Origin of the sequence: Acidipila sp. EB88, assembly GCF_003858395.1 — a bacterium.
In the GTDB taxonomy this organism is placed as follows: domain Bacteria; phylum Acidobacteriota; class Terriglobia; order Terriglobales; family Acidobacteriaceae; genus EB88.
In genome coordinates this window covers 1,569,638-1,584,289 of the sequence record NZ_QWEV01000005.1, presented here as the reverse complement: position 1 = coordinate 1,584,289, position 14,652 = coordinate 1,569,638, and the positions used below count along the sequence as shown (strand labels likewise).

Below are 14,652 nucleotides of genomic sequence, written 5' to 3'. Positions count from 1 at the left end.
GAGTAAGGGGAGTATGGGAGTTGCCGAAGGACGCACCCCCGGGTTGGGGATACGTGTCGCGGTGTGAGGTGAGATAGCTCTCCCCGTGGCACTTGCAACACAGCTCCGCGCCTGTTACTTTCTTCAAAGCGTTGTTGTTGTACCTCTGGAAACGACGAGTTGCAGTAACAAACTTTATGCGGTACATTAAAGAAGTTGCTGGTGAACGAGCGGCAACGAAGTGGTTCCAAGCGGTAAGCGGTAGATTTGGAAAGGCTCTGAGGTTGGGCTGTAAGGCCTGACGAAAGCTGTTGAGCATGACGCAGCCAGGGCGTTCGACGGCACCTACGAGGTGCCCAGAAGGTTTTTCCTTCCAGTGCGAGCTCTCCATTAGCAGGTAGTGGTCGTTTTGGTAAGAAGGCCTAGAGGCCGATTGTTCTGCTTGCTCGCTGTTTTGAGGAGAAGCGGAGCAGGATGATCTTTCAAGTTGTGCCAAGTTTTGTGCGAGTAAGTAGCATTTCTTGCGGGTGGCCTTGGGTTGTGGGCGCCGGGTTCGGGAAGCAGCGCAGGCGGGTGTGGATGCTCCGCGGCGTATGTGGCTGAGCTTGTTTCTGGGCAGTGTTGCTGTGGTTACCGGTAGCAGTGGTAAGCAGCAGCCTGAAGAAACAAGTTGACACCAACCGGACAAGCCTGTAAGGTTAAGAAATGCGCTCACGAGCGCAGCAAGTTCGAGGACACGCGAAAAGCTGGTTGGAGCTGCCCTGCAAGGGGCGGTGAAGAGCAGGCCGAGTAACGGATCCCGATCCTAGCGACCCACTCAGGTGGTCTTCGCTTTGATCTTTGACAATCAGGTTGAACATGCCAGTCGTGAGAACAGACCGAGTTTGGTTTGATCATTCTCACAGTATTAAAGCCGGTCACGTTTTCGAGCGTGGCAGGCCGTTGCCTCTGTTCTGCGACCTCCGTCGCAGACAAGCAACACAGGATTTAAACGAGAGTTTGATCCTGGCTCAGAATCAACGCTGGCGGCGTGCCTAACACATGCAAGTCGAACGAGAAAGGGACTTCGGTCCTGAGTAAAGTGGCGCACGGGTGAGTAACACGTGACTAACCTACCCTGGAGTGGGGAATAACTTCGAGAAATCGAGGCTAATTCCGCATAATACCTACGGGTCAAAGGAGCAATTCGCTCTGGGAGGGGGTCGCGGCAGATTAGCTAGTTGGCGGGGTAATGGCCCACCAAGGCAGTGATCTGTATCCGGCCTGAGAGGGCGCACGGACACACTGGAACTGAAACACGGTCCAGACTCCTACGGGAGGCAGCAGTGGGGAATTTTGCGCAATGGGGGAAACCCTGACGCAGCAACGCCGCGTGGAGGATGAAGTCTCTTGGGACGTAAACTCCTTTCGATCGGGACGATAATGACGGTACCGATAGAAGAAGCCCCGGCTAACTTCGTGCCAGCAGCCGCGGTAATACGAGGGGGGCAAGCGTTGTTCGGAATTATTGGGCGTAAAGGGTGCGTAGGCGGCCCCGCAAGTCCTGTGTGAAATCTACAAGCTTAACTTGTAGCCTGCACGGGAAACTGCTGGGCTGGAGTATGGGAGAGGTGAGTGGAATTCCTGGTGTAGCGGTGAAATGCGTAGATATCAGGAGGAACACCTGTGGCGAAAGCGGCTCACTGGACCATAACTGACGCTGAGGCACGAAAGCTAGGGGAGCAAACAGGATTAGATACCCTGGTAGTCCTAGCCCTAAACGATGATCGCTTGGTGTGGCGGGTACCCAATCCCGTCGTGCCGTAGCTAACGCGTTAAGCGATCCGCCTGGGGAGTACGGTCGCAAGGCTGAAACTCAAAGGAATTGACGGGGGCCCGCACAAGCGGTGGAGCATGTGGTTTAATTCGACGCAACGCGAAGAACCTTACCTGGGCTCGAAATGTACAGGAATCCGTCGGAAACGGCGGCGTCTCGCAAGAGACCTGTATATAGGTGCTGCATGGCTGTCGTCAGCTCGTGTCGTGAGATGTTGGGTTAAGTCCCGCAACGAGCGCAACCCTTGCTACCAGTTGCTACCATTTAGTTGAGCACTCTGGTGGGACCGCCTCGGATAACGGGGAGGAAGGCGGGGATGACGTCAAGTCCTCATGGCCTTTATGTCCAGGGCTACACACGTGCTACAATGGCCGGTACAAACCGTTGCAACCCTGCGAAGGTGAGCTAATCGGAAAAAGCCGGCCTCAGTTCGGATTGGAGTCTGCAACTCGACTCCATGAAGCTGGAATCGCTAGTAATCGCGGATCAGCATGCCGCGGTGAATACGTTCCCGGGCCTTGTACACACCGCCCGTCACATCACGAAAGTGGGTTGTACTAGAAGCCGGTGAGCCGACCCGCAAGGGGGGCAGCCGTCCAAGGTGTAATTCATGATTGGGGTGAAGTCGTAACAAGGTAGCCGTAGGAGAACCTGCGGCTGGATCACCTCCTTTCTAAGAGAGAACGTTGTGGCGCCTGTGATACGTCCTGCGAATGCAGGCTGCGAAAGCAGCGTATCCGGTGGTCACACACCTCATCTGCAGCGCGCAAGCGTGAGCAGATGAGAGCCTGAATCAAGCCATCTCTGCTTGGTCCTGACCTCTGCACGATGGTCATCGGCGGCTTAGCTGCCGAGCATGTTCAACCTGGTCCTCGAAACTTTTCTCGAGTCCTATTGCGCAGGTCTTCGGTTTCCATATGCAAGTATGGGCTGAATCGCCCGGCGCAGCCGGGCCTGTAGCTCAGTTGGTTAGAGCGCACCCCTGATAAGGGTGAGGTCGGTAGTTCGAATCTACCCAGGCCCACCACTTACCAGATGTATCAAGGGGCTGTAGCTCAGCTGGGAGAGCACCTGCTTTGCAAGCAGGGGGTCAGGAGTTCGATCCTCCTCAGCTCCACCAACACGCTCGAGAGCTGTTTGAAGTTTGCAGCCAGCTTGGTTAGATCAGGCGTGGCTTCAATCTTTGAACAGAGACTGCCGGGTTCGCCTGGTAGTTGAAGTTCATGCCCACAGGGGCGACGCACCTGGCAACAGGGAATGCGTTTGGATGTTTGACAACGAAATCGATTGGGTAAATACATACAAGGCCGAGCAACGGCTTACCCGCTGCACCAGGTTCGCCTGGGGGCAGATGGGGAGTGTTGTTCTGGTTGAGTGTCTTTAGGATATGTGGTCACATACGGGCTCGTACCCGGTGATGATCGCAGGCGAATTACACATAGAATGCAGTTGTTATGCCTGCATGGAGTTAATTCTATGGTCAAGCTACTAAGGGCGCACGGTGGATGCCTTGGCAGAAACAGGCGATGAAGGACGTGGCAAGCTGCGATAAGCTTCGGGGAGCCGCACACAGGCGTTGATCCGGAGATTTCCGAATGGGGAAACCCACGTGAGTAAACCTCACGTATGACCCACTGAATACATAGGTGGGATCAAGCGAACTCAGGGAAGTGAACCATCTCAGTACCTGAAGGAAAAGAAAGAAATCTCGATTCCGATAGTAGTGGCGAGCGAACTCGGAATAGCCCAAACCCGTTTCATTTCGGTGACACGGGGGTTGTAGGGTCCGCAACAGTAGAGTTACCAATCTGGTCGGTAGTCGAAGTCCTTGGAAAGGGACACCATAGGGCGTGACAGTCGCGTAGACGAAACTGATCCAGACTCGAAGCGGATACCTGAGTAAGGCGGGGCACGTGAAACCCTGCTTGAATCCACGGGGACCATCCCGTAAGGCTAAATACTCGTTTCTGACCGATAGTGAACCAGTACCGTGAGGGAAAGGTGAAAAGAACCCCTGTGAGGGGAGTACAAAGTACCTGAAACCGTGTGCCTACAAGCAGTGGGAGGACTATGCCCGTAAGGGAATGTCTGACCGCGTGCCTATTGCATAATGAGCCGGCTAGTTATTCTTGTCAGCAAGGTTAAGCGTGAGCGAGCCGAAGCGAAAGCGAGTCTGAAGAGGGCGTTCAGTTGGCAGGAATAGACGCGAAGCGGGATGATCTACCCTTGGCCAGGTTGAAGGTAGGGTAAAACCTATTGGAGGACCGAACCGGTGTTTGTTGAAAAAAGCTCGGATGAGCTGAGGGTAGGGGTGAAAGGCTAATCAAATTCCGTGATAGCTCGTTCTCTCCGAAATAGCTTTAGGGCTAGCCTCGGGTGATTTGCGGTGGTGGTAGAGATCTGGATGGACTAGGGGGCTTTCCGGCTTACTGAATCCAACCAAACTACGAATGCCACTGACAACCAGCCCGGGAGTCAGACTGTGGGGGCTAAGCTTCACAGTCGAGAGGGAAACAGCCCAGACCGCCTGCTAAGGTCCCAAAGTTACAGTTAAGTGGGAAAGGAAGTCGGAACGCTCAGACAGCCAGGAGGTTGGCTTAGAAGCAGCCATCCTTTAAAGAAAGCGTAATAGCTCACTGGTCAAGCGGTCCGGTGCCGACAATACAACGGGGCTAAAACTGTACACCGAAGCAACGGATGCACACCTCTCAGGTGTGCGTGGTAGGAGAGCATTCTCAACAGCATTGAAGTCCGACTGAGAAGACGGATGGAGCGTTGCGAAGAGACCCTGCCGGCATAAGTAGCGATAACGGAGGTGAGAACCCTCCGCGCCGAAAGTCTAAGGTTTCCTGAGGAAGGTTAATCCGCTCAGGGTTAGGCGGTCCCTAAGTCGAGGCCGAAAGGCGTAGATGATGGAATTCCGGTTAATATTCCGGACCTCCCAACATTCGTTTGACGATGGAGAGACGCAGAAGGATAAGCAGGGCCCTCTATGGCTATAGGGCTTGATACGTGTAAGGCGGTTCACTTAGGCAAATCCGGGTGAGCATTAACGCTGAGACGTAAAACAGTAAGGCGTATGCCTGAAAGCTGCTGATTCCACGCTGCCGAGAAAATCTTCTAAGGAGAATCGTTGGGAACCGTACCCCAAACCGACACAGGTAGACGAGGAGAATATCCAAAGGCGCTCGAGTGAAGGCTTGTTAAGGAACTCGGCAAATTAGACCCGTAACTTCGGGAGAAGGGTCGCCCCGTTAGCGTGCAAGCGCGAGGGGGCCGCAGTGAAACGCGTACGGCGACTGTTTAACAAAAACACAGGTCTCTGCAAAGTCGAAAACGACGTATAGGGGCTGACTCCTGCCCGGTGCCGGAAGGTTAAAAGGAGAGGTTAGCCGCAAGGCGAAGCTTTGAATTGAAGCCCCGGTGAACGGCGGCCGTAACTATAACGGTCCTAAGGTAGCGAAATTCCTTGTCGGGTAAGTTCCGACCTGCACGAATGGAGTAACGATCGTACGACTGTCTTAACGAGTTGCTCGGCGAACTTGTAGTACCGGTGAAGATGCCGGTTACCCGCAGCTAGACGGAAAGACCCCGTGCACCTTTACTACACCTTAACTATGAATTATGACCCTTGCTGCGCAGGATAGGTGGGAGGCTTTGAAACCAGGCTTTTGGGTTTGGTGGAGCCAACGGTGAGATACCACCCTGTGAGCGTTGTGATTCTAACCTGCTCCCGTGATCCGGGAGAGGGACATAGTTAGGCGGGTAGTTTGACTGGGGCGGTCGCCTCCTAAATTGTAACGGAGGCGCGCGAAGCTACTCTCAGACTGTTTGGAAATCAGTCGTCGAGTGCAAAAGCATAAGAGTGGTTAACTGTGAGACCTACAAGTCGAGCAGATGCGAAAGCAGGCTTTAGTGATCCGGTGGTTCTGTATGGAAGGGCCATCGCTCAACGGATAAAAGGTACGCCGGGGATAACAGGCTGATCGAAGCCAAGAGTTCATATCGACGCTTCGGTTTGGCACCTCGATGTCGGCTCATCGCATCCTGGAGCTGTAGAAGGTTCCAAGGGTTAGGCTGTTCGCCTATTAAAGCGGTACGTGAGCTGGGTTCAGAACGTCGCGAGACAGTTCGGTCCCTATCTGCTGTGGGCGTAGGAGATTTGAGGAGGGCTGTCCTTAGTACGAGAGGACCGGGATGGACGAACCTCTTGTGTTCCAGTTGTCCTGCCAAGGGCACGGCTGGGTAGCGAAGTTCGGTTGTGATAACCGCTGAATGCATATAAGCGGGAAGCACGCTCCAAGATGAGATCTCCCTGAAGGGCCCAGGAAGACCACCTGGTTGATAGGTTGGAGGTGGAAGCGCAGTAATGCGTGCAGCTGACCAATACTAATCGCCCGTTCGGCTTGTCCATAGAATTAACTCTGTGCAGTTCTGCTGCAGCTAGAGAACATTCAACTGGCCTTGTACGTTCAGGTTTTCAGAAGTGAAGATTACAACCCAATCGATTTCGTTGTGAAACATTCCGGACTGCTCGGTGAAGATGACACCGGGCACTCAATCGCGGGTCAGACCGCTTGAGTCAAGGTCCCAGGTTTACCGGTGACAATACTGCAAGGGTCCCACCCGTTCCCATCCCGAACACGGAAGTTAAGCCTTGCAAGGCCGATGGTACTGCGCGCGCAGGTGCGTGGGAGATTAGGATATCGCCGGTAATAACTTCAACAACAAAGCCCATCCCCCCAAGGATGGGCTTGTTTCGTTGCTGGGCGGCTGAGGAAATGTTCGGCAGCTACGCTGCACGGCAGTAGAGTTGCGGCTGCTAAGTGGTTGAGCTCTTTCTTTTTAGTTCGTGTGGCAAGGAGGCTATGTATCGACGCTTAGACAGATGGCTCTAGACTTCTGTACGAAACAAAAGGGATCACAGCTGAGCTGTGATCCCTTTTGTTCGTTTGCCCACCTCTACGAAGTAGAGCGGCGCACAGGCTTGGTTTCCAGCACCTGCTTCTCCAAGGCCTCGTTAAACTTGGGTCCAGTTGTGCGAGCATCCTGCCCTTCCTCGATGACGGCGCGCATCCAGTATTTGCCCTGATCATCGAGTTCAATGCCGTGTGTCTCGCGCTCGAAGCCCGGAAACCGCTTGCCGAACTCCTCCATAGCCAAGATCAGCTTGACGACCGGGCTCTCCGCATCGCCGAGACGCTCGCCGGGCATGCTCATGGGGATGCCCGGCGGATAGGGCACCAGCATCACGGCGGCGATGCGCCCAGCCATTTCCCGGAAAGGCACCTTTTCCGTCCGGTTGCGCAGGAGCTTCTGGTAGGCCTGGGCAGGGGTCAGCACCGGATCGAAGTCCTCGTCGCAGGCTGCGTTAACCAGCCCGGAGAGGTTCAGCTCGATCATGGCGGCATGCATCTCGTCGCTGAGTTCGCGCAGAGTCACATTGCGGTAACGGGCGGGGTACTTGGTCACCAGCTCGGGCATGGCCTCGATCAGTGCAGCGTCGGTGTCGTAAAGGCGCTTGAATTCGAAAAGGTTTTCGAGCAACGCCCCCCACTTCCCCTTGCTCGTGCCGACGGAGAACAGCACCAGAACGGTGTAGTCGCCGGTGCGTGCAATCTCGACCCGACGTCCGTCAAGAAATTCGGTGAGGATCGCACCAGGAATACCCCACTCCTCGACCGTGCCCTGCGCGTTGACGCCCGGCATTAGAATGGTGACCTTGGTCGGGTCGAGCATGCAGTACTCGTCTTCTATGTCTGCATCCTGGTAGCCGTGCCAGCTCTCTCCCGGCTTCAATGTCCAGCAGCTCGAGTTCGTGATTAGCAGGCGATCTGGCGCTTCCTCGAGCAGGTGCGTCTCGCCGGTTTCGGGATCCTTAACCTGTTCCGGCTGGAAGAGCCGGAAGAACCAGCCGTCACCATTGGACTCCGCGGCGCGCAGACGATGCGCGACCGAGGACATTGCTTTCCGAAAGCTGATGGCGTCCTGGATGGTCTCGTACATCAGCGTGTGGCCGGCCGGCTCGTCCATCATTGCGGCCGCGACATCCAGCGAGGCGATCAACGGGTAGAACGGCGACGTCGTGCCGTGCATCATGAACGATTCGTTGAACTGGTCGAAATCCATCGGGGCACGGTCACTCAGCTTGACGTGCACCATGGAGCCCATGGAGAAGGCGGCCAGCATTTTATGGGTAGACTGCACGGCAAAAATCGCAGGCCGGTTCGGCATCTCATCCGGAACACCCATGGCATAGCGTCCGCGGTAGATCTCGTGGAACTTCGCGTAGGCATACCAGGCTTCGTCGAAGTGCACGCGCGGTACGCTCTGCGCCAACTCACTTACTACCTTGTTTACGTCGTAGCAGAGCCCGTCATAGGTGGAGTTGGTGACGACGGCGTAGGTTGGGACCTGTGAGGGCGCGTCCTTGGTGAACGGGCTCTTAGCGATCAGCTCCTGAATCGACTCCTGGCTGAAGCGGCGAAGCGGAACCAGCCCGATCATGCCGTAGCCGTTACGCGTGGGCTTGAAGTACACCGGTCGCGCACCGGTCACGGTGAGTACGTGCGCGATGGATTTGTGGCAGTTCGCATCCGCGAGCACGATATCGTCCTGCGCGATGACCCCATGTCCAACGATCTGGTTCGAGGTGGAGGAGCCGCCAAGAACGTAAAACGTCCAGTCCGCGCCAAAGATCCGGGCGGCATTGCGCTCCGAGTCGCCGGGCGGCCCGATGTGGTCGAGCCATGAACCAAGCGGCGCAGTGGAGATGCCGAGATCGGCACGGAGCAGGTTCTCGCCAAAGAAGCGGTGGAACTCCATGCCAATCGGGTGCTTCAGGAAAGCCACGCCGCCCATGTGTCCGGGTGCGTCCCATGAGTAGGCGCCCTGATCGGTGTACTTCTTCAGCTCGCGGAAGTAGGGCGGCAGAAGCTGCTCATGGTAACGCTCCACTGCGAAGTCTACGCGGTTGGCGATAAACGCCGGCGTGTCGCCGAAGAGATGGATGTATTCATGTACCTGCCGCACGACTTCCAGCGGTAGTTCACTTACCAGGGTGCGATCCGCAATCAGGAAGATTGGAATCTTCTTGTTGCGGCGGCGCACCGCGCGCAGGATCTGCAGGGCTGCGCGTTCATCGAACTGATTGTCGCCCTCGAGATCCCAGTCCAGCAGGATCGCACTATGCGAGGGATCAGACATCACCAGGGAGAGACCGTCTTCTGGTGTAGACGTACGAACGACTTGATAACCTTCTTCGCGAATCGCATCGACCAGGCGTTCCATGGCTCGATCCGAGACCGAATCCGTGCCGCCCAGTTCGCTGGCGATTAACAGTACCCAACGACCTTCATTCATACATCCATGCTATGCCCTGCAGGTGAATAGAGCGTGGCGAGAGCGCACGCTGCCTTTGAGTGCGTACGTTGCTGGTCCTGTGGGAAGCGGCTGCGGCCATAAACAAGGCCCGACAATGAGCGCCGGGCCTTGGGAGGTCAAACATGATGATCGTTGCGTTAGGCGACGGTCAGCTTCACGTCGATGTTGTTGCGAGTCGCATTGGAGTACGGGCAGACCTCGTGCGCTTCATGCACCAGCTTCTCGGCTTCGGCATGTTCCATGCCGGGGATGTGCACCTCAAGTGCGACATCTACGCTAAAGCCCTTCGCTCCGCCGGTGCGCGGTCCAAAGGCCACGCTCGAGTTGATCGAGGTGTCGGCCGGGAGCTCGATCTTGCGGGTGCCTGCAACGAACTTCATCGCGCCAATGAAGCAGGCAGCATAACCGGCCGCAAACAGCTGCTCCGGATTAGTGCCATTGTCTCCGCCGCCCATTTCCTTGGGGAGATCGAGCTTGACGTCGAGCTTGCCGTTGTCGGACTTGGCGCTGCCATCGCGGCCGCCGGTGGCTACCGCATGCGCGGTGTAAACGATCTTTTCAAGAGCCATGCTTTGTGAAACTCCTCTTCTTATGAACTTCATGCCATTGGAGTCGGGAAACAGGGAACGGGATTCCCCGACAGGGCTTCCGCCTGATGATCTCACCAGAAACACAGCAGTAGGTCGGAGTGGCTCCAGTCAGCGCGTGGCCGAACCAGACCGTGCGAACCAGTAGTAGCGCCGGAAGCAGTTGCTGCAGCGCACCGGGCGCAACGAGACCATGGCGAACAAGGGATCGAACGGTGCGGACTCCGCAGATGTGAACACAACGGAGGAGCAAAGCGGGCAGGTGTGTTGCGTCCAAAGTACATGGGGCAGCATCATTTTTCGGCTGGTGCCGGAAGTCCCCATACGTGCAGCCCTTTCTGGTAAATGCCGGGGCGCGATCCCGGCTCACCCCGTAGGTGAGGCAGCTCGGAGAACTGCAGAAAGCGCAAGACCCTCAGGCGGCGTATCCCGGACGGTGCGTTGATGCTCGGTCTCATCGGGAAAGCAGGCTCACCGCGACAAGCGCTTGTGACTACTGCAGTTGCTTGCCGGGTGGAGGCTTGGGAGCTTTTCCCACTGGCGTGTTTGCACTGGCCGTGCCAGCGGCCAGCTTTTCCCTGGCGTTAATGGCATAGACAGAAGCGGCAGGTCGTCGAAACTGCTGCTTCGCAGCGGCATCCGGCGACTCCTCCGCGGGGCGGCTCCGCGGTCGAAACTGTAGCAGGTTGGAACGGGGCTCCGAGGGAGCATTCTCCAAACCATCTGTTTCACGCATGCCATCTCCTGTGTTTCTGTTGACTGCTGGAAGAACTCGTCTGCGGGGAACAACATTGTTTCCGTGGCCAAGAGACTGGGCCATTGCCACGAGCATACGCTCTTCACCCCTGATTTCGCAGGGGATCGCGAGCAGCACTGCGCAAGCCTGCAGGGGAGACATGGTCGATGGAGTGACTGCTGCCGACAACTCAACGAGCCGGGGGCACCTGGGAGCGGCCACCGGTGAGGGCGATCCGCAGCAGGACCTCCGTGATGCGGTAGGCGGCCTTTACCGAGCCTTGTAGCGAGCCCGCCACCTTGGACACGCCGCCCCGTCGACAGCGGCAGGTGGTCGGCACTTCCAGGATGCGCAGACCGGCACTGGCCGCTTTCATCTGCATTTCGAGATTCCAGCCGTAGGTCATTTCCTGCATCCGCATGCGCTCGAGAGCGCTTCTTGTGATGGCACGCATCGGCCCCATGTCGGTGTAGCGAACGCCGTACAGCAGCCGCATGGCCATGCCGGCGAGCCAGCCCGCGAATACCTGCGATACCAGCAGGCTGCCGGGCTCCCGCGCGCCGCGCAGCCTGGATGCGATGACGAAGTCATATGCCCCGGCAAGCACGGGTGCGGCAAGCAGGGCGATCTCGGCGGGCACGTCGCTCCCGTCGCCATCCAGGAACACCAAAACATCTGAGCTTGAGACAGCGCTCGCCGCGCCGGTCGCACAGGCCTGGCCATAGCCGCGTCGAGGCTCCCAAACAACCCCTGCGCCGGCTGCCCGCGCCTGCGCGGCCGTGTTGTCCGTGCTGCCGTTATCCACCACGATGCACTCCCGCAACAGCGGCCACGGCATCTCGCCGACGACGCCGGCGATGGAAGCTTCCTCGTTGAGCGCCGGGATAATGACGCTGATGCGTCCCGTGGGACTTCCTGCGCAATTGCCGGGGTACTCTGCCTGTTCTGTCATGACGAGCTCTCCTGCAGGCTTGCCGCCGATTGAGGCTCGTGTTGCGCAACCGGTGGCAAGCAGTCACGGAGCCGACGCCACCCGGGCAGTGCAGCCAGGCGTGAGCCAGCGGCGTCGAGCACCAGCAGGAGCACGAAGCCACCGTAGAGGAAGGTGTTCATGCGGTAGAGCGGCTCGCCCGGCATGCCCAGGCGCGTGGCGAGCATGTATGTCACAGCAAGTACCAGGTAAAAAGCCGGTCGCCATGGCCAGAGCGTGAGAAACGGCAGCAGCCATAGAAAATACCAAGGGTAGTGCGGGGAGAAGCAAAGGTTCATGGTCGTGGCCAGCACCAGTCCTCCCTGGATCGCTCCGGTGGCGGAGCGTCCCTGCTGGAAAGCCCACCAGGCGCAGGCCACCAGCACAATGCAGCAGACCGCCAGGTAGTGGGTGGGGGCGAAGCTCACGTGGAAGGTGCGCTGCATCCAGGCCAGCGGAAAGTAGCGGGTGCCGGAGTCGAGACCTTCTTCCCGTGCATACGCCGGCAGAAAACCGAGAACGCCTCGACCCACGCTCAGGTAGGGCAGGTAGCCCCCGACCAGCAGCGCGGCAAACAGCAGCGCCGGGGCGACCAGCCTGCGCTGCACCAGTGCGGGAAGCAGCGCTGCCGGGTACAGCTTGATCAACGCGGCCGCACCCAGCCACCCCGCGGCGCGCAGCGGCCGGCCGCGCAAACGGGCCAGCAGTGCCAGCGCAATCGCGGTAAGCGCCGCAGCATCGATATGGCCGCTGCTGCCGATCTCCCATATACACACCGGGTGCCATGCATAGAGCAGCACACGCTCGCGCGGGAGCCGCAGCAGGGCCAGGCACTGCATCAGCGCCCAGCAGGTCAAGCCTTCCAGGCCGACCAGTGCGAGCTTCATCCACGGCACTGAAGCCTGCACGCGCGTGATCAGCAGGAACAGGAACTGCGCGCCGGGCGGATAGATGGTGTGCGCATACTCCCGCCGGTTGATCGATGGGTAGATCGCCGCGTCGCGCAGAAAGCCGAGGTGGCTGTCTGCCGGGATGTAGCGGAACGGGTTGATGCCTGCCGCCTGCACCATGCCGTCCCAGACATAGCGGTACACGTCACTCGACAGAAAGGGGGGCGCTGCCACGGCGAACAGGCGCGCGGCAAAGGCTGCGAGCAGGATCAGCGGCAGGGTCCAGCGATTGGTGGGCGAGCGCTCCACCAGCGCAATCGCGCCGAGGTACAACATCAACTGCCCGAAGACGCTTTCGCTGAAACCATGCACGAAGTGGTGGAACTCGTGCACACCGGTGCGGGTCAGCTCAACATACACAATGCCAAGAAGAGCGAGTGCCGCGTTGGTGAGCCATGCGGATCGCGCTCTCTGCCGCTCCGGTGAGGCTGTGTCGGCGATCCACGGAGCGTGGACGGTCGCGTCAGCCACGAGCATGTGGCACATCCTCCTCGCGCGGTCCGCCATGCACCGGCGCAAGCGACTCAAGCGTTTGCAGCAACTGCCGCGTGTGTGGCGCCTCGTACCCACGCGGCACAAGCGGGTCGCCGGCAAGCTCTCGCTGCAGGCGATCCAGGGAATGCGCATCATCGACGTCGTACCAGCGAGCCAGGTGGATGAGCTGCACGCCTGCTTCGTGCGCACGCTGCTCCGTCTCGTCGGCCACGTGCGCGGTACTCCAGGTGATCTCCTCAAACAGGCGTGGCTGCGGCTGCGCGAGCCCCAGCAGGTAGTAGCCGCCATCCTCCGAGCGCCCCAGCACCGCGACCTGCCCGCCAGCTGACCCCAGCAGGATCTCGGCTGCCCGCACGTACTCCGCTGTCGGCACGGTGGGGCTGTCGGAGTCGATCAGGCAGACGGCGGAGAAGCCGCACAGGAAAAGATCATTTGCTGTGGCAGAGAGCCGCTCGCCGAAGCCGTCGCCGCGCTGCGGGAGCAGCAGGGTGTGCTCTGGCAGGATGCCGATGAATGCGCTCTCCTGCCCTGCCGGCGTGTAGGACACGACGCAACTGGCTGCGCTCTGTTGGGCCGCCGCCCCGAGGCTCGCCAGGGTGTCACGCAGAAACGCCGCATTGAGCAGTGCGGCTTCGGTGGGCGTGAGCGGCGGGCTCAGCCGAGTCTTGACTTTGCCGGGCACGGGGGCTTTCGCCATGACCGCAAACGCGCACCGGCCATGCAGTGACTGCAGGCGCTGCATCGGGTCCAGAATCTTAAAAGGAGGTGTGCTCATAAAGCCTTTTGGCAGAGTGCGTACTGGTAGCGTCGATCGCGCCAGAGCTGCACCTCGCCCCATGGCTGCCCGTGCGCCAGCGTTTGCAGCTCCGCGCCGCTCAACACGGCGCACTCGACCGGCACACTCAGGCACGCAGGGCGCCCGGCGATCCTGTCGGCTGCGCGCATCAGCCAGAGAGGCAGGGAGGTGCGCAAAGGCGAGATCGGCTCTGCGATGAAGAAGATGCCTCCGGGACGCAGCGTGCGGAACACGGCCTGCATCACGGCCTCGCGCTGCACGTGCAGCAGGATCAGGAAAAGGCGGGAGGCGATGGCCGCATCGGCCACATCGAGAAAGTCGCCGAGGTGTTGCGCGTCGCCATGGCGGAAGCAACAATTCGGAAGCTTGGCGCGTTGCGCCTGCTGGCGCGCATGGCATAGCAGGCGCTCCGAGGTATCAACCCCGAGGGCCTGTACCGCGGGGAAGCGGGCAGCCAGCCGGCGCGAGTAGAAGCCGGGGCCGCAGCCTACTTCAAGCAGCTGGATGTTGAGGCGGGAGCCAAGCAGAGGTTGAAGTGCGGAGGCGATCGTGTCGGTGTGGTCAGCAAACAGGCGTTCGCGGCAAAGCGAATAGATCCACCAACATCGATCGAAGACTGGATCCGCGGATAACTGCGAAGCGCTTGTGCTCAAGGGCCATTCTCCCTGCAATCTCTACCTTGGGGCACCGAGGCCGCAGCCACCAAACAATCGGCGCGTGCTTCGATCACATCAAAATGCACGCCTGCGACGGCCAGTGGAAACTGCTTCGCCGCTGCACCGATCCGATCGCTACAGTGCTTCCGTTTACCGTGTCGCTGCTTCGCACCCACGATACAGCAGCCGCGCATGCCCGTGGGACATGCGTGGCGCACTTCCAGCCTGCACCAGTTTCAAGCGGGGTCTTTGTAAGGTCTAAGCGCGCGGACTGCTCCGATCAC

At 58.9% G+C, this 14,652-nt stretch carries 7 protein-coding genes, 2 tRNA genes and 3 rRNA genes; 5 read left to right on the top strand and 7 right to left on the bottom strand.

The annotated features are described in order from the left end of the window. Window positions 1-966 precede the first annotated feature (966 nt). The 5 genes from D1Y84_RS07335 to rrf all read left to right on the top strand — a co-directional run bounded on the left by D1Y84_RS07335 (window position 967) and on the right by rrf (window position 6,510). Window positions 967-2,468: ribosomal RNA gene (locus D1Y84_RS07335) — 16S ribosomal RNA — on the top strand. Between the two features lie 277 nt (window positions 2,469-2,745). Further along, window positions 2,746-2,822: transfer RNA gene (locus tag D1Y84_RS07330), tRNA-Ile, on the top strand. Window positions 2,823-2,839: 17 nt separating this feature from the next. After that, a tRNA-Ala gene (locus D1Y84_RS07325) sits at window positions 2,840-2,915 on the top strand. A gap of 358 nt (window positions 2,916-3,273) precedes the next feature. Continuing rightward, window positions 3,274-6,209 (top strand): 23S ribosomal RNA (locus tag D1Y84_RS07320). A 184-nt stretch (window positions 6,210-6,393) separates the two neighbouring features. Continuing rightward, window positions 6,394-6,510: ribosomal RNA gene (rrf, locus tag D1Y84_RS07315) — 5S ribosomal RNA — on the top strand. Together the 16S, 23S and 5S rRNA genes with 2 tRNA genes alongside form the textbook arrangement of a ribosomal RNA operon. Window positions 6,511-6,757: 247 nt before the next feature. Here the strand turns inward: rrf and D1Y84_RS07310 are convergent. The 7 genes from D1Y84_RS07310 to D1Y84_RS07280 all read right to left on the bottom strand — a co-directional run bounded on the left by D1Y84_RS07310 (window position 6,758) and on the right by D1Y84_RS07280 (window position 14,365). After that, complete coding sequence (locus D1Y84_RS07310) at window positions 6,758-9,157, bottom strand: Orn/Lys/Arg decarboxylase N-terminal domain-containing protein (protein ID WP_124847931.1); 2,400 nt, start codon at window positions 9,155-9,157, stop codon at window positions 6,758-6,760. Window positions 9,158-9,315: 158 nt separating this feature from the next. Then, window positions 9,316-9,747: an organic hydroperoxide resistance protein gene (locus D1Y84_RS07305; RefSeq protein WP_124847930.1), complete on the bottom strand. Its 432-nt coding sequence runs from the start codon at window positions 9,745-9,747 to the stop codon at window positions 9,316-9,318. Between the two features lie 511 nt (window positions 9,748-10,258). Then, the gene (locus D1Y84_RS07300; protein WP_124847929.1) at window positions 10,259-10,501 is read right to left on the bottom strand and encodes a hypothetical protein; all 243 of its coding nucleotides are present in this window, start codon (window positions 10,499-10,501) and stop codon (window positions 10,259-10,261) included. A gap of 190 nt (window positions 10,502-10,691) precedes the next feature. Next, window positions 10,692-11,453, bottom strand: coding sequence for a glycosyltransferase family 2 protein (locus D1Y84_RS07295; protein WP_199726373.1), 762 nt, complete (start codon window positions 11,451-11,453; stop codon window positions 10,692-10,694). Then, window positions 11,450-12,898 carry a glycosyltransferase 87 family protein gene (locus D1Y84_RS07290; protein ID WP_158615367.1) on the bottom strand — a complete coding sequence of 483 codons (1,449 nt, stop codon included), beginning with the start codon at window positions 12,896-12,898 and terminating at the stop codon, window positions 11,450-11,452. The genes D1Y84_RS07295 and D1Y84_RS07290 overlap by 4 nt, the downstream gene beginning before the upstream one ends. Further along, the gene (locus D1Y84_RS07285; protein ID WP_124847927.1) at window positions 12,885-13,691 is read right to left on the bottom strand and encodes a TIGR04282 family arsenosugar biosynthesis glycosyltransferase; all 807 of its coding nucleotides are present in this window, start codon (window positions 13,689-13,691) and stop codon (window positions 12,885-12,887) included. Before D1Y84_RS07285 ends, D1Y84_RS07290 begins: the two co-directional genes overlap by 14 nt. After that, entirely contained in the window at window positions 13,688-14,365 is a 678-nt protein-coding gene (locus tag D1Y84_RS07280; RefSeq protein WP_158615366.1) for a class I SAM-dependent methyltransferase, read from the bottom strand. Before D1Y84_RS07280 ends, D1Y84_RS07285 begins: the two co-directional genes overlap by 4 nt. Between the last annotated feature and the right edge of the window lie 287 nt (window positions 14,366-14,652).